This is a genomic window from Marinomonas sp. 63XJN7_7_ISO-PGPR-S23-202 (assembly GCF_056173505.1).
The window spans coordinates 497,182-513,131 of sequence record NZ_CM149677.1 but is presented as its reverse complement, the minus strand read 5'-3'; the positions used below and the strand labels follow the sequence as shown (position 1 = coordinate 513,131).

Sequence of the window (15,950 nt, the reverse complement as noted above, 5' to 3'; positions counted from 1 at the left end):
CATTCAGAGGGAATACTAAACAAGGAAATGATGATGTTGACTGATGTTTAATCGCTATCGTCAAACAGGCTTTCTTTTTTGTGGTGCCCAGAGGCGGAATCGAACCACCGACACGAGGATTTTCAATCCTCTGCTCTACCGACTGAGCTATCTGGGCTTAACAGACAGGAACCAATGATATAGAAAATAAGGCTCCCAGACGAAAAAAAGCCAGCTAATTTAGCTGGCCTTCTTTATCGTGGTGCCCAGAGGCGGAATCGAACCACCGACACGAGGATTTTCAATCCTCTGCTCTACCGACTGAGCTATCTGGGCAAGTGGGGCGTATTATAGAGAAACCTTCTTTAGGGTCAATAGTTTTTCCTAAAAAAATTAAAAAAACTTAGTTTTCCCTATTGGTCTGGTATTATCTCGGTATATCAAGGAGATAATACCATGCTGCATATCGTACTCTATCAACCCGAGATCCCACCTAACACTGGCAATGTGATACGTTTATGTGCCAATACGGGTTATCAGCTTCATTTAATCGAGCCTCTAGGGTTTGATCTGGAAGACAAAAAACTCCGGCGGGCTGGGTTGGATTATCACGAGTTTGCTAACCTGAAGCGTTACGCAAATTTTGATGATTTTCTGGCACAAAATACCATAGGCACAATCTACGCACTGACCACAAAAGGCAGCCACACTCATAGTGAAGCCAAGTTCAAAGCCAATGATGTATTGGTCTTTGGCCCAGAAACCAGAGGTTTGCCAGCGGCGTTCATTGAAGCACTGCCAACAAACCAGCGTTTACGCTTGCCAATGCAAGCCAATTCACGCAGTCTTAATCTGTCCAATACGGTGGCGGTAATGGTCTATGAATCTTGGCGGCAATTAGATTATGCCATGCCAACCGATGAATAAGACCCATAATCAAGTCGCAAACACAACCGCCGCATACCGGTCCCAATGCATTATAAAAGGATAGTATGAATACCTTAGGTCTACTTCTTAGACGTAACAACACACGACGGCAGTATCGCAAAAAGGTCCATTTGCATGCCACTAAGGACATGCAAAAAAGGCTGATTCTATTCGCTTGTGTGATTGGCTTGCATAGCTTAGCCATGAATCATTTCGAACACCTGAATTGGTGGCAAGCATTTTGGCTGACAATGACGTCTGCCAGTACGACAGGCTATGGGGATTTGTCTCCAACTACCTTCTGGGGACAGTTCTTTACAATAGTGCTGATATATGGAATCGGCATTACGCTACTGGCACAAATTGCTAGTGATTATGTGGAGCTAAGAATCTCTAAAAAAGAAATGCGCATCAAAGGTCATATGGAGTGGAATACAATGCAGGACCATTTGTTGATTATCAACACCCCAAGCAGTGATGCATCACGCTATCTTAAACTGCTTGTTTCGCAAGTCTGTAATACACCTGAACTAAGCGAAGTTCCCATCCAGATCCTCACTAAAGCCTACCCCGATGGCCTCCCCATGAGCTTACGATCTCGCGGTGTGGTACACCATACGGGCGAGGCAACGAAAGAGGGCAAGTTACTATCCGCTGGCGCCGATAAAGCGAAATACATTATTGTGCTTTGTTCAGACCCCCATGATGACCACTGCGACAGCCAAACCTTTGATATATTGCATCGCCTAAAAGAAATAGGCTGCTCAGCGTTTGTCCTCGCGGAAGCCATCGATGATTCAAATCGCCAGCGTTTCAGAAGCGCTGGCGCCAACGCAGTGATTCGCCCTATGCGAGCCTATCCAGAGATGCTGGTGCGTTCTTTGATTGCCCCAGGTACAGAGCAAGTACTTGAAAACCTATTCCGCTATGAAGGCGACCATACGATTCGTTTGGAGGTTAATTTAGAGGGCTTTACTTGGGCGCAAATAGTCACTTGTTTAATTCAGAACAACATTGGTACCGCGCTTGGTTATGAAAATCAGCACGGCCAGATCATCACTCACCCAAGCACAACCGAAAGCATTCACGCTCGCTCATTGATTCTGTTAGTCGGAGACGAGCTAAATATCCCCTCCCCTGAGCAGTTGCTGACATTTTTTGAAAACGCAGTGTAGAGAGCCCATAAGGGCATCTAAGGAGGGTTTTGACAACGGTTAATACAATCAAACCAGCATAAAAAAGCTCGACCGTGATGATCGAGCTTTTTTATTAAAGAACAATACAGAAAATTTAGAGCTGGCCGGTCAGTGCTAAATACTTTTCCATCAACTTTTCTTCTGATTCTTTGTTATTCGGGTCCAATGGAATGCAGTCTACAGGACACACTTGCTGACACTGGGGTTCATCATAATGGCCCACGCATTCCGTACATTTTTGGGGATCAATAACATAGATCTCATCGCCTTGCGAAATAGCCTCATTTGGGCATTCAGGCTCACAGACATCACAGTTAATGCATTCATCAGTAATGATCAGAGACATGATTCTCTCCTAACTATCAGCCGATATAAACCAGCCATAAATCCAAACAAGGCAAAAAGCCAAAGAAAGGGAAATACACCACTTTCTATATTATAGAGTAGCCAACTTACTGCCGACCTAAAGTGACGAATAAATCGGCAACCTATCGCTTCATTGTTAAATAATGTTCTTTAAGAACACGCTCAACTTCAGGGTTAACAAATTGTCCGAAATCCCCATTTAATGACGCAATTTCGCGCACCAGAGTTGACGAAATATAAGAGTGTTTTTCCGATGGCGTAAGGAAAATACTTTCCACATCGGGCGCAATAGCACGATTCATATTGGCTAACTGGAACTCGTATTCGAAGTCCGATACCGCACGTAAACCACGCACCACCACTTTGCCATTGACCGAGCGCGTAAACTCAGTCAATAAGTTATCGAAGCCAACAATCTCCACATTTGGCAAATGACCCAATACTTTTTCCGCCAAAGCAATACGTACTTCGTGCGACAGTACCGGACGTTTTTTAGGGCTCGCTGCGACGGCAACGATAACCTTCTGAAACAGTTTTGACGCACGCTCGACCAAATCAGTATGGCCGTTCGTAATAGGGTCAAAGGTACCCGGATAAACCGCAATCGTACTCATAGCTTTCATCCAAAAATTATTATAAGGAGAAGGGACACCAATAAAAGACACAACGCCCCTCAGATTCCCATTCAAGGCTCGAATCATATAGGAATACGCCCCTGTTCTCAATTCTACGCTGCCATTCGCAACCAATCACGCTTAAAAAACCACCAATCCTGGTATCATGTCTAAATAACAGGGAAATATCCCCTTAAGAACTGCTGAATGACAGAGATGGCTAAAAACAAGAAAATAGGTGATAGATCCAAGCCACCTAACGTTGGAATCACACGGTGACACATACGATACAAGGGCTCGGTGATCTGAGCAACCAACATGGCTCCCGGATGGCTTGCCGCTGGTGCCACCCAGCTTAAAATGACCGAAATCAATAGTGCCCAAAAATACAAATCCAGTAAATGATACAGGGTACCAACCACTGTCAAAACCACATACAGAGAGACGGGCGTGGTGGATGCTGCCCCTTGGAAAAATGCCACTCCGAAAACGGTTAAAAACTGCACTAGCAGGGCAAATACAACACAGGCCATATCGACACGGCCAATAGAAGGAATCACCTTACGCAAAGGTAATAGGACTGGGCTGGTTGCTCTGACGATGCCTTGGCTAATAGGGTTATAAAAATCCGCACGCGTCAATTGCAGTACTAAGCGTAGCAATACAATAAACAGATACAAATTGGCAATGGTCTTAAATAAAAAAATCAATGGATCTGAAGTCATCAGATAATCCTTCTTTATGAGTCTGCGTTACCAGAAAATAGTTGAGCCATTTCTTTGGAACGATCCATACAAGCTAGCATGGCCGTTCTGACTATATTATCAATACCTGATGCCTCAAAAGACAATAGGGCTTGTTCGGTAGTCCCCTTTGGCGAGGTAATATTTTTACGTAGTTGGTCAATTGGCTGCTCAAGCTCCGTTGCCATGCGCGCCGCGCCTAGCATAGCATTCGCCGCCAAACGACGGCAGGTTTCTTCGCTTAAGCCTTGCTCTTTACCCGCTTTAATCATTGCTTCCAAGAACTGAAAAAAATAGGCAGGAGAGCTACCGGACAGGGCGGTCACAGCATGCATTTGCGATTCATCCTCCACCCAGACGGACACCCCTATACTTTCAAATACACCGGACACCCATTCCTTCTGCTCCTCACTGGTATGGGCATTGGCAATTAAACCAGAGACCCCCGCCCCTAATTGAGATGGAGTATTCGGCATACAACGTACCACAGAGACGTCTTTACCCAACCAACGAGTTAAGCCGCTAAGCTCTAAGCCAGCGGCCACCGAAATAAACATTTGATCATCACGCACCAGATCGGCAAAGGCACTAATCACCTCTTGCATTTGTGCAGGCTTTACACAAAGCACCACCACATCCGCTTTGCTAACGGCCTCGCGATTATCCGCTAGGGTGACCATTGCGTATTCTTGCTCAAAACGCTCTCGCTTAGCTTGTGTACGAGAGGTACCAAGAATCTTCTTTGCAGGATACCCACTTGCAATAAGGCCGCCAATGATCGATCCCGCCATGTTTCCAATACCAATAAAGGCTATTGTTGGTTTCATTTATATTCCTAATTTTTATGTCACTGTCTAATAATAGAGAACCATCATTGTCTGCAAAACAACAGCACTCGTCTGAACTACTCCCCATGATTAGGTATAATCACGAGCCCCGAAAATAGCCGTTCCAACCCGAACCATGGTACTGCCTGATGCAATAGCCGCCGGTAAATCGCCAGACATACCAATAGATAATGTGTCTATCATGCGATCTGATGACGCCAATTCAAGGTAAGCCTGAGATAATGGACGATAAACCGCCATTTGTTTTGCTTCATCCTCTTGCGGCGCGGGAATCGCCATAAGCCCCCGAAGTTGTATGTTTGGCAGGCTTTTTACTAGTGAAACCATCTCCGGCAAGTCCTCTAACGAAATCCCTGATTTGCTTTCTTCGCCACTAATATTCACTTGTATGCATACATTTAGCTTGGGCATATCATCGGGACGTTGTTCGCTTAACCGACGAGCTATTTTTTCACGATCAATGGTATGCACCCAATCCATAGTTTGTGCAATTACGCGTGATTTATTGGACTGTATCGGCCCAATAAAGTGCCATTCAATATCAACGAGATCTGCCAACGCACTGTGTTTCTCTACGGCTTCTTGAACATAGTTCTCACCAAATAGACGCTGACCAGCCTGATATGCCTCCCGAATAGCCTCTAGTGGTTTAGTTTTACTCACCGCCAGCAGACGCACACTGCCAACATCACGTTGATATTGGCGCTCTAATTGCGCGATTTGCGCACCGACTAGAGAAAGATTCGTTTCAATATTCATAACAAAACCCTAGTTTCTTTTGGACTTTTGGCTGTTCGTATCCAACAGCAAGCTTATAAATTGGCATTAAACGAAATACAACAGGCAACACAGCTCGATGCTCTCCATAAGACAAAGCGTGTAAGTGCATATTAGCACTTTTTTAGAGGTGAAAAAAAAGCTAAGACGAAAAGCAATGAAGGGAAATCAGGTAACGATGTGAAGTATTTAACCCGTTCGAAACAGATCTCCTTTACACTATCCACGGTTTACTAACGCGGCTTATTGCAGAGCAAATAAACAGGGTAATGCAAAGTACTTAGAAAACATAAAAATCATTACTTGATGAATAAACACGACCGTGGAATTCCAAGCGATGTCCAAACGACTCACTCACAGAATTCTCGGCAAAAGAGGCCGCACGATAAAGATCGTCCAAGCTAGAATGTTCAGGATAAAAGGCAATACCGATAGAAACCCCATCCAACACAAGCTTTTTAGCCGCCAATTCAGGGTCTCTCAACGCCTTCATCAATTTGTTAGCGACGACTTCCGCATCTTCCATATGACGAATACGAATACCCATGACGAACTCGCCGTCATCATAATAAGCCACTAGATCGTTATCACGTACCGTACGCTCAATCAACTCTGCTAACGCTTTGAGATCCGCAGCATCCTCTTGATGAATTTGAGCATGCAACTTTAAAGACATCAACGCCACACGCTGGAAATGTCGACGCGAATCTTTTAGCACCATGGCAAAATTATTCTCAAAACTGTAGCGACGCAACAATGCCGTTTTAGGGTCACGGTGGCCATCTTCAAATAGGCAGCGATCAGAGTATTCACGCAGCGACACGGCCTTCATACAATTCACACTTTCATCAAGTACTAGATCAATGACATCATCACTGATATCAGCAGAGTGACATTGAAAAAAGACCATCAAATAATCATCATGTTGTTTGGTCGGCACATTTAACATGACCACATCAGAAAAGTCATTTAGCTCTAAGAAGCCTTTCCAAAGCCCCCAATCAGCAGAGAGTTGAATGTTTGCCTCCCGTCGTTTTGGGCAAGATGGGCTTTCTGAAAACGTCATTAAGGCTCGTGGCAATGAACCCAACTGCCCTTCGGCATTAAGCAAAGCAGCGTTTCTTTCATCGCGACTGGCTAATACCCAACTCTGACTTCCTTTGCTGCGGATCAGCAAAAGACCGTAACAATCTGGCAATATTTTGTGCAAGCTTGCTTGAATATCTCTCCAAAAGAAAGACACAGGTTTACCACTTGCTACTGACAGTAAACGCTGAGCATTGTTCGCATTGAATGTTTTCAATAAATCACGCTCTTTCTCCGCCTGAAGCAGACGAGCATGAATATCATCGGACTGAAAAGAATCGAGCACCATTTAAACTACCAAAATGTTTAATATTAACAACCAAGTTAAAGAGACTAACCTATACGGTAATAAGTTTACAATCTACTGCAATCAATTTTACAGATTAAATGGCACTTGACTCTCCCTGTGATGACTTTGCTGAGAGCCTTATACCAGTCGGTAAACCTGCTGACCAGAAATAAAAGTGGCGATGACTTGACCCGTCAGGGTTTCACCAAAGTATGGCGAATTATGCCCTTTGGTTTTACGGTTATGGTGAGTCCATTGCCAATGTGCTGTACTGTCAAAGATGATAAGATCAGCAAAGCTCCCGACACTCAAACTGCCCGCTTCTAGGCCGAAGCAATTGGCAGGGCCACACGTTAAGCAAGACAGTAACGTCGATAAGTCTAAATCCCCCTCATCCATTAACTGCATCGCCAATGGTAGTAATACTTCAACGTTGGCCATACCAGGTTCAGTAGCCGCAAACGGAGCAATTTTAGCCATTTTTTCATGTGGTTGATGATCCGAACAAATCGCCGTAATCACGCCCGCCTTGATACCTTCAATCAAGGTCAAACGGTCTTCATCAGCACGTAACGGCGGCAACACATGATACTGACCATCAAAATGGCTGAGTATTTGATCGGTTAACAATAAGTTATGTACGGCGACGTCAGCAGTCACATCCAACCCTGACGCCTTTGCATCCGCTAACATTTCAACGGATTTTGCACAAGATAAGCGCGCAAAATGCGCTCGAACCCCTGTTTTTTCGACCAATAACAAAGCCCGCATTAAAGCAATGGTTTCCGCTTCTTCTGGGATACCGGCTAAACCATGCATGGTAGACATCAGACCTTCATGGGCACAACCGCCTTCCGATAAACTCTCTTCATCAGGATGAAATACGACCAGTAAATCATGAGTCGCCGCATATTCGAGTGCTCGGGATAACACTTTGGTGTTGGCAACCGGGTGACGATGATTAGAGACGGCGACACAGCCAGCATCTGTCAATGCCATCATATTACTCAACTGTTCCCCAGCAAGACCTTTTGTTAAAGCACCAATGGGAAAAACATTGGCCATGCCAGCCTCATCTGCTTTATCTTGAATCAACGCAGCCACAGAAGACGTATCGACAATAGGGTTCGTATCCGGCGGACACACCAGCGTTGTCACCCCGCCAGAAACAGCCGCTCGACCTTCCGTTGCAATATTACCTTTTTGCGTTTGTCCTGGCTCACGCAAAGCCACGGCGAGATCCACCAAACCGGGTAATACCCATTTGCCTGTGGCATCAATAATTTCTGCGTTTTCAAAGCCATCAGGCGCCTCACCTATTGCTGCGACTTTTTCATTTTCGATGAATACATCGGTGATGGCGTCAAGGTCTTGGCTTGGGTCAATCACTCGACCATTTTGAATACGTAGTTTCATATTATTTCTCATCCTCGCCACTATCCCGTTGTAACTGCCCACTCATCGCCATGGATAACACGGCCATACGCACAGCAATGCCGTTTGTTACTTGATTTAAAATCACAGAGTGTGCTCCATCGGCGACCTCAGAGGAAATTTCAACACCACGATTAATCGGCCCAGGGTGCATGACAATGGCATCTGGTTTCGCCCACGCTAAGGTCTCTTCTGTTAAGCCATATAAGCGGTAGAATTCCCCTTCACTTGGTAACAATGCCCCCTTCATACGCTCTTTTTGTAGACGCAACATCACAATGACATCCACATCCTTTAAACCCGCTTGAAGATCATGACAAATGGTGGCCCCCATTTCCTCGAAAAACGCAGGGACTAAGGTTTTCGGACCAACTAAACGCACCTCTTCTACACCCAGTGTGGTAAGTGCCTGTAATTGAGAGCGCGCGACGCGCGAGTGCAGAATGTCCCCCACAATGGCGACTTTCAGACCATCAAACCGCCCCTTATGACGACGAATTGTTAACATGTCGAGCATGGCTTGAGTCGGATGGGCATGACGACCATCCCCAGCGTTAATGATGGCAACATTAGGCGTACAATGCTCAGCAATAAAATGAGCGGCCCCGCTGTCAGAATGACGCACAATAAACATATCGCTCTGCATGGCTTCAAGGTTTTTTAGCGTATCCAGGAGCGACTCACCTTTGGAAGTGGCAGAGGTTTCAATATTGAGGTTAATCACGTCCGCAGAGAGACGTTTGGCTGCCAATTCAAAGGTCGTTCGGGTTCGAGTAGAGTTCTCGAAAAATAGGTTTACCACGGTTTTACCGCGCAGCAGAGGAACTTTTTTTACCGACTGCTCCCCCATGGATAGAAAGGAATCAGCTCGATCGAGAATTTCTGTCAAAATGGTTTTATCTAGACCATCCAATGTCAAAAAGTGCTTAAGCTGTCCGTGTTCGTTTAACTGTAATGCCCGAGGTTCGGATCGCATCATGGTTTGCTTTCCTCAAACTGCAAAGACGGTATCGCCTTTCTCTGTTCTAAATAGGGTATAGATGGAAAAATGCCCGGTGCAGACTGACTACAACCGGGCATTCATAACGTTAACAAAATCAAGGGATTGAATAATCAAAGCACACAAACAGTTACGGTTTAGACTGTTTCGATACTTTTCATCGACATCCCACTGGACACCATCCAATGTCGAGATGTCTGTCATACTTTCAACTGAATTAACGTCATTCATATCCATCTGCTAATTGTCGTATTTGTTAACGCAAAAATAAAGCCAGAAACACACTTTAATGCGCATCCAGCACAGAAACCATCAGCGGATTAGGGCCAGACAACTTAACCCTTTGATCAGAATTAAGCGTCAGCTGCTCTCCCACGATATCCGCCTGAATCGGTAATTCATGCTGACCTAAATCGTATAAGATGGCCAAGGTAATACTGGCAGGACGGCCAAAATCAAAAATTTCATTCATAGCGGCACGAATCGTACGGCCAGACATGAGCACATCGTCAACCAGAATCACATGTCGATCTTCAAGAGCGGGAAGCAACGTTTGATTCACTTTTGGATTCAGCCCTGCGCGAGTGAAATCATCACGATAAAAAGTGATATCCAGCGTCGCCAATGGCTCCTCCGTCATCACCGCACTCATCAACTGCTCGGCGACCCAAACGCCACCGGTGTGAATACCGACCACTATGGGGCTTTCTATGCTCTTTTTCGCACAATACGCCGTTAACTGCGTTTTCATGGACGCTAAAGAACGCTCTAAATCTAACTTCATCGCTATCTAAACCTTTGTCTGCCTTGCCATCTACTGGCTCGAATATATGTATGGTTTGAATATGTGTATGGCTCAAATGAGCTTATGGTCCAAACGCCCTAAGTGATCAGTTCGTTTCAGCGAACCAGGTTTCTACAATCATTTGCGCGGCTAACCCATCCACTGAGTTTTCTTTAAAATTGCGATTTCCACCACGGGCAATCACCTGACCTTTGGCCTCAAAAGAGGATAACCGTTCGTCCATCATATGGTAAGGACGATTGAAACGTCCATGCAAACGTTTCGCAAATTTACGTGCCCGTTGACACATCTCATTTTCAGCACCATCCATATCCAGCGGCAGCCCCACCACAAAAGCATCCGGTTGCCACTCTTCTACCAATTTTGCGATCTCATCCCAATTAGGGATACCCTCTTTGGCTTTTAAAGGCGCGAGAGGACGTGCCGTACCCAACATTCGTTGACCAAACGCCACCCCCATTCGTGTCGTACCAAAATCAAAGCCCAATACTGATTGCTCAGTATTGGGCTTATCGTTAACATTTTCAGACGAGGTAACCGTCACTAAGCATGTCCTATATCCGGTGATAATCGTGTCATATCAATTCCCAGCACCTTAGTGGCGGCGGTGAATTGCATATCGCTTGGAGTATGGAATAATACGTCTAAATCCGCCTCGCACACCAGCCAATCGTTATTCGCAATTTCTTTTTCCAACTGCCCGGCTTCCCAACCAGCACAGCCAAGTGTAATACGATAAGCCTCTGGACCTTGGCCACGCGCAATGTCTTCTAGTGCTTCTAGGGAGGCGGATAAAGAGACCTCATCGTTCACTTTGAGCGTATTGCTCCAAGATTTTTCAGAGGTATGGAGAATAAAGCCCTTTTCGGATTCCACTGGCCCACCATGATAAATAGGGTCAGAGGCTAACGTAGGGGCGGTAATGGTCATTTTCAAATGCTCTGCAAGCTCGCTGAAATCAATATTAGAAGGGCGATTAATGACAAGACCTATGGCCCCTTCTGGTGTGTGCTCGCAAAGATAAACCACAGTATGTTCAAAATGTGGATCATCAAGATGTGGCATAGAAATGAGAAAATGATTTTTGAACGAATCGAAAAATGTATTCATATTAACTTGCCCTCTTCTTTGTGAAGACGCAGGGATCTCGCGTCGGATGTGACCTCGTAAAACTCAAGGTGTGTAGAACTTTTTGTTGCCTTACGGTATTCGTATCGGTAAAAATTTGACGCCGATCAGGATATTATAGGTTAAGTATTTGATTTACCCAGTCAAACTACACAATTAATACGTGTTTCACTTCAAAACAAAGGTTTCACACAGTAAACTACATATTGTGACAGGAACTCAACCCATTCCTAGTCATTGTTACACTTTCTTTTCTACACATGAAGTTTGCGACACAGTAAGAGAGCATTGAAATGTCTGTTATATCCTTGCCAACTCTGTTCACTACCTCTACAACGACATCCGTTGGGGATAGGGCCGCTTGTCAGACGACAAGCTCGAACAGTTGCACTCATTACTTAGGCGAAGCCATTGACTTGAAAATGTTTTTTCATAGTGGTTGGTCTTCTTAGGTCACTCTTTTTTGCCGCATGTTATGGGTCCGCAATAGTGCGGACTGACGATCAAAATATCAAAACAGAGACTTAATAGGACACACACAATGCAACTAAAAGCCGTAGATTACACCAGCCCAACCGCCGCTGAAGACTTTGTCAGATCTCTTCGTGAGACAGGGTTTGGCGTACTGAAAAATCACCCGATCAAAAAAGAACTGGTCAGCGCTATTTATGAGGATTGGCTGGCCTTTTTCTCAAGCGAAAGTAAACATGATTATCGCTATAACGTTGGCCCACAGGATGGTTACTTCTCTCCTAAAGTAGCAGAGACGGCCAAAGGTCATACTAAACGCGATATTAAAGAGTATTTCCATTACTACCCTTGGGGTCAGTGCCCTGAAAAGCAAAAGCCACTGTTAGCTCAGTACTATGGCGAAGCCACTAGCTTGGCGGAAGAGTTGTTAGCTTGGGTTGAAGAATATTCCCCAGACGACGTAGCGAAGCATTACTCCCAACCCCTTTCCAGTATGGTTGAGGGCAGCCAACAAACGTTACTGCGTATTTTACATTACCCGCCATTGAAAGGGGACGAAGAGCTTGGAGCGATCCGCGCAGGCGCTCACGAAGACATTAACTTATTGACCATTCTACCGTCCGCTAATGAGCCAGGTTTACAAGTCAAAGCCAAAGATGGCTCTTGGATGGATGTACCTTGTGATTTCGGCACCTTGGTGGTGAATATCGGCGATATGTTACAAGAAGCGTCTGGTGGCTATTTCCCTTCCACATCACACCGTGTGATTAACCCAGAAGGGGCCGACAAAACGAAATCACGTATCTCCTTACCGCTGTTCTTGCACCCAAAACCAGAAGTCGTGTTGTCCGATCGTCATACAGCAAAAAGCTATTTGCGCGAGCGTCTTATTGAACTGGGCGTTATCCCAGAAGAATAATATTCTCTTCTCGATACCAAAAACCTACCCAAAAAAGCACCTAGTCTGGTGCTTTTTTATTGGCTTTTCGTCACACACCATTATTTTTGAAATAAAAATTCTATTTTATATTGTTTTGGAAAATACGATGATTTATGGTTAGAACCATGTATAGAAGGTTCAGTTCTTGATACCTTGCTGAGCCAAACCACCCAACAATAAAAACGATGATGAAACATCATAACGGGAGTTCAATATGTCGACGTCGCATGCTATGCCTAAGTCCTCTGGATCATACCTTTTGTCCAAAAAGCAGGCTCAAGAGGGCAGCACGCTCACTCAATGCATCACCCCCGAAAGCGCCAATTGGCAATACGTCGGATTTGCAGCGCACTCACTCAAAGCAGGCAATACGCTTTCTATCAATACCGAAGACAAAGAAGTCTGCGTGGTGCTACTGGCTGGCCATGCCAATGCGCAAACCCAAGCACACACTTGGCAGAATATAGGCGATAGACAGTCGGTCTTTGATCAGAAAGCCCCCTTTGCCGTCTACGCACCGCCCCACGATAACATTACTATGGAAGCCCTCATCGACATCGAACTGGCGGTTTGCCAAGCCCCATCAACAGGTAAGTATGCTGCTCGCTTAATCCGCCCAGACGATTGCCAATTTGAAAGCCGTGGAGTGGGCAGCAATCGTCGTCATGTGTGTAATATTCTATTTGGTAATCTAGAAGCAGACAGCTTATTGGTTTGTGAGGTCATTACCCCAAGTGGTAACTGGTCTAGCTATCCGCCACATAAACACGATCAGGATGCTGCTCCCAAAGAAACACAATTAGAAGAAACTTACTATCACCGTATTGATCCCCCACAAGGCTTTGTCTTTCAGCGAGTGTATACCGACGATCGCCGTATAGATGAAACCATGACAGTAGAAGATGGTGATGTGGTTATGGTGCCAGAGGGCTATCACCCGGTGGGCGTACCCCATGGTTATCAATCCTACTATTTAAATGTGATGGCAGGCCCCACACGCAACTGGATTTTCCATAACGACGCAGACCACGAATGGATTATTGAGCGTGACAAAAAAATAGCTCAATCATCCACACCGTCTGCATAGCCTCGACTTGAGACTATGTACTTGGTAACGCTGGCGTTTAAACGAGACTCCCATGAGTCTCGTTAATGCTTCTCTAATTCATAAGCTAAACCAATTGATAGAGACTGAGCTAAACAAAGGGAAGATGATAAAGAACGAAACGAATCAATCTCTGCCTCTTTCACCACAAAACAGACCGAGGCAATAGACGCCAATGGGCTTATATGGTTATCCGTAATCACAATCAAAGGCACGCCTTTCGCCGCAGCCGACTTAGCAACCAACTGAGTTTCTTCCGCATAAGGATGAAAACTGACGGCGATTAATACATCTTCTTCCCCGACACTGCCCGCTTGTTCCTTGTACATTCCCCCCACTCCATCGATCAAATAGGCTTTACGATCAATGTGGCGTAACGCATAAGCAAAATAACTGGCCACCACAAAGGCTCTGCGTACCCCCACAATGTGGGCCGCTTTCGCCTCAGCCAGTATATCAATGGCGCGGCTTAAATCTTCCGCACTGGTGACCTCACTCAAATGCTCCAATGCCAAGGCGTTAGCCTGGGAAAAACGCGCCAATAACTGGTGAGGGGATTGTTCTGCCGCCTGCTCACTATGGGCATGACGCGCCATTCTAATGCGTTCTTGATAATTCGGTATTTCCGACATCAAACTTTGCTGAAACAGCTTTTGCATTTCACTGAAGCCACTGAAGCCAAAGGCATTGGCAAAACGCACCCAAGTAGAAGGGTGAACCCCCGCATCTTTCGATAACACTGCAACGGTGCCAAAGGCGACTTCACTTGGAGACTCTAAGACAAACTCCGCCACCTGACGCAGCCGTTTACTTAATTCAGCATGCTGCTGTTTAATCATTTCATTCAAATCCGCTAAGGACTCGGGTATTTTTTCATTCATAAAGCACTCGTGACTCATGACAGGGGGAAACAACACCCCACTGAATCATCAATAAGGTTAGGGTGTAGACAAAAGAATGGAAATAATCGTTTATAAATGTCTGTTCCTAAATTGGAATAAAAATTCTAACTCAAGTCCCGTCACACAGTCCAGCCACCCAATCTAGCAAACGATCTATCATAGTGAAGCGATTCTCATCTCTCATTAGAAATGGGTAAAAGTCCAGTGGCTCTACAGGAATAAGGAGAGTCACTGGATCTTCAGAAAGGTTACGTCGATTTTTTACGTTTATTCTGGCGCTGCTGATCAACCACCACTGCCAGCACAATGATGGCACCCTTAATAATATCTTGATAATAAGCATCGACTCGCAAAAAGGTAAATCCTGACATCATCACACCTAAAATCAAGGTACCGATCACCGTCCCAGCAATGCGTCCACGCCCGCCCGCCAAAGAGACCCCGCCAATGACCGATGCGGCAATCGCATCCAGCTCATACCCTAAGCCCATACCCGCTTGCGCCGTTTGGATACGGGAAATGGTCACCATGGCAGCTAAGCCCGTCAACAAGCCAGCAATCATATACAACACGATTAAGTGACGATCAATATTAATCCCGGAAACTCTTGCCGCTTGTGGGTTAGCGCCAATCGCATAGGTAAACTTACCAAAGCGGGTGTAACGCATGACAATATGGAAAACAATAGCCATCGCAATAAAGATCACCACTGGCATCCAGCGCCCCAAACCATTGCCAATCATAATAAAATCTGGAGTAAAACCAGACACTGGACTACCGTCAGTATACCAACGGGCCACACCACGAGCCGAGACCATCATGCCCAAAGTCGCGATAAAAGGAGGAATCTTGGTTTTGGCAATCAACAAACCATTGATTAACCCCGCCGCACCAGCCACCGCCAACCCCACCAACAGAGGCACAAAGAAAGGCAGGTCAGTTAATGAAGGAGAAATTACTCTTGGCCACTGACTCGACTGGGCAAAGGTGGCCGCAATCATCCCCGACATGGCAATCAGCGACCCAGAGGATAAGTCAATCCCACCGGTGATAATGACCATGGTCACACCGATGGCAATGATGCCGATAACAGAGACTTGTAAGACAATGATTTGTAATCGACTGATATTCATCAAAAAGCTTTGCCCGACGAAGAGCCACCCCAGCACTTCAAACATGATAGCAATACCAATCAAAATGAATAATATGTTTACTTCTTGGGGGATACGCTTTTTAGCAGGTGCTTTCTTTGGCTCATTAGCCTCCTGCATGGTGTTATTTAACGTAGTCATATCAACCTCTTATTTTTATAGTCGGCGTTTTAGTTGCTATCGAATGTT

Annotated in this window: 18 protein-coding genes and 2 tRNA genes; 4 read left to right on the top strand and 16 right to left on the bottom strand. The window is 45.4% G+C overall.

Annotated elements, in window-relative coordinates:
* Nucleotides 1-81: 81 nt before the first annotated feature.
* Nucleotides 82-157: transfer RNA gene (locus tag AC0VYG_RS02265), tRNA-Phe, on the bottom strand.
* An 82-nt stretch (nt 158-239) separates the two neighbouring features.
* Nucleotides 240-315 (bottom strand) — tRNA-Phe (locus AC0VYG_RS02260).
* A 120-nt stretch (nt 316-435) separates the two neighbouring features.
* On the opposite strand from AC0VYG_RS02260, the gene trmL reads away from it, so the two are divergent.
* Nucleotides 436-906 (top strand): tRNA (uridine(34)/cytosine(34)/5-carboxymethylaminomethyluridine(34)-2'-O)-methyltransferase TrmL, encoded by a 471-nt coding sequence (trmL, locus tag AC0VYG_RS02255; protein WP_475430734.1) that lies wholly within the window; start codon nt 436-438, stop codon nt 904-906.
* A gap of 65 nt (nt 907-971) precedes the next feature.
* Nucleotides 972-2,081, top strand: coding sequence for a potassium channel family protein (locus tag AC0VYG_RS02250; RefSeq protein WP_475430733.1), 1,110 nt, complete (start codon nt 972-974; stop codon nt 2,079-2,081).
* 115 nt (nt 2,082-2,196) lie between these two features.
* Here the strand turns inward: AC0VYG_RS02250 and AC0VYG_RS02245 are convergent, their stop codons facing one another.
* From AC0VYG_RS02245 to AC0VYG_RS02190, 12 genes are all read right to left on the bottom strand, one after another.
* Entirely contained in the window at nt 2,197-2,448 is a 252-nt protein-coding gene (locus AC0VYG_RS02245; protein ID WP_475430732.1) for a YfhL family 4Fe-4S dicluster ferredoxin, read from the bottom strand.
* 142 nt (nt 2,449-2,590) lie between these two features.
* On the bottom strand, nt 2,591-3,082 hold the full coding sequence (gene coaD, locus AC0VYG_RS02240; protein ID WP_475430731.1) for a pantetheine-phosphate adenylyltransferase: 492 nt from the start codon (nt 3,080-3,082) through the stop codon (nt 2,591-2,593).
* A 170-nt stretch (nt 3,083-3,252) separates the two neighbouring features.
* Entirely contained in the window at nt 3,253-3,807 is a 555-nt protein-coding gene (locus AC0VYG_RS02235; RefSeq protein ID WP_475430730.1) for a YggT family protein, read from the bottom strand.
* Nucleotides 3,808-3,821: 14 nt separating this feature from the next.
* Entirely contained in the window at nt 3,822-4,652 is an 831-nt protein-coding gene (proC, locus tag AC0VYG_RS02230; protein WP_475430729.1) for a pyrroline-5-carboxylate reductase, read from the bottom strand.
* 90 nt (nt 4,653-4,742) lie between these two features.
* Nucleotides 4,743-5,432, bottom strand: coding sequence for a YggS family pyridoxal phosphate-dependent enzyme (locus tag AC0VYG_RS02225; protein WP_475430728.1), 690 nt, complete (start codon nt 5,430-5,432; stop codon nt 4,743-4,745).
* 298 nt (nt 5,433-5,730) lie between these two features.
* Nucleotides 5,731-6,825, bottom strand: coding sequence for a GGDEF domain-containing protein (locus AC0VYG_RS02220; RefSeq protein WP_475430727.1), 1,095 nt, complete (start codon nt 6,823-6,825; stop codon nt 5,731-5,733).
* A gap of 138 nt (nt 6,826-6,963) precedes the next feature.
* Nucleotides 6,964-8,241: a dihydroorotase gene (locus tag AC0VYG_RS02215; RefSeq protein ID WP_475430726.1), complete on the bottom strand. Its 1,278-nt coding sequence runs from the start codon at nt 8,239-8,241 to the stop codon at nt 6,964-6,966.
* Between the two features lies 1 nt (nt 8,242).
* Nucleotides 8,243-9,238 (bottom strand): aspartate carbamoyltransferase catalytic subunit, encoded by a 996-nt coding sequence (locus tag AC0VYG_RS02210; protein ID WP_475430725.1) that lies wholly within the window; start codon nt 9,236-9,238, stop codon nt 8,243-8,245.
* A gap of 87 nt (nt 9,239-9,325) precedes the next feature.
* Nucleotides 9,326-9,490 carry a hypothetical protein gene (locus AC0VYG_RS02205; protein WP_475430724.1) on the bottom strand — a complete coding sequence of 55 codons (165 nt, stop codon included), beginning with the start codon at nt 9,488-9,490 and terminating at the stop codon, nt 9,326-9,328.
* A gap of 55 nt (nt 9,491-9,545) precedes the next feature.
* Nucleotides 9,546-10,043, bottom strand: a complete 498-nt coding sequence (gene pyrR / locus AC0VYG_RS02200; RefSeq protein WP_475430723.1) for a bifunctional pyr operon transcriptional regulator/uracil phosphoribosyltransferase PyrR — start codon at nt 10,041-10,043, stop codon at nt 9,546-9,548.
* A gap of 106 nt (nt 10,044-10,149) precedes the next feature.
* Nucleotides 10,150-10,608 carry a Holliday junction resolvase RuvX gene (gene ruvX, locus AC0VYG_RS02195; RefSeq protein ID WP_475430722.1) on the bottom strand — a complete coding sequence of 153 codons (459 nt, stop codon included), beginning with the start codon at nt 10,606-10,608 and terminating at the stop codon, nt 10,150-10,152.
* The gene (locus AC0VYG_RS02190) at nt 10,608-11,174 is read right to left on the bottom strand and encodes a YqgE/AlgH family protein (RefSeq protein WP_475430721.1); all 567 of its coding nucleotides are present in this window, start codon (nt 11,172-11,174) and stop codon (nt 10,608-10,610) included. The genes ruvX and AC0VYG_RS02190 overlap by 1 nt, the downstream gene beginning before the upstream one ends.
* Nucleotides 11,175-11,733: 559 nt before the next feature.
* On the opposite strand from AC0VYG_RS02190, the gene AC0VYG_RS02185 reads away from it, so the two are divergent.
* Together AC0VYG_RS02185 and iolB are read left to right on the top strand one after the other, a co-directional pair.
* A complete protein-coding gene (locus tag AC0VYG_RS02185; protein WP_475430720.1) occupies nt 11,734-12,582 on the top strand; it encodes a 2OG-Fe(II) oxygenase family protein in 849 nt (282 codons plus the stop codon).
* A gap of 235 nt (nt 12,583-12,817) precedes the next feature.
* The gene (gene iolB, locus AC0VYG_RS02180) at nt 12,818-13,690 is read left to right on the top strand and encodes a 5-deoxy-glucuronate isomerase (RefSeq protein ID WP_475430719.1); all 873 of its coding nucleotides are present in this window, start codon (nt 12,818-12,820) and stop codon (nt 13,688-13,690) included.
* Between the two features lie 62 nt (nt 13,691-13,752).
* On the opposite strand, the gene AC0VYG_RS02175 is transcribed toward iolB, so the two are convergent.
* Nucleotides 13,753-14,589, bottom strand: a complete 837-nt coding sequence (locus tag AC0VYG_RS02175) for a MurR/RpiR family transcriptional regulator (RefSeq protein WP_475430718.1) — start codon at nt 14,587-14,589, stop codon at nt 13,753-13,755.
* A 269-nt stretch (nt 14,590-14,858) separates the two neighbouring features.
* The gene (locus tag AC0VYG_RS02170; protein ID WP_475430717.1) at nt 14,859-15,902 is read right to left on the bottom strand and encodes an ABC transporter permease; all 1,044 of its coding nucleotides are present in this window, start codon (nt 15,900-15,902) and stop codon (nt 14,859-14,861) included.
* Nucleotides 15,903-15,950 lie beyond the last annotated feature (48 nt).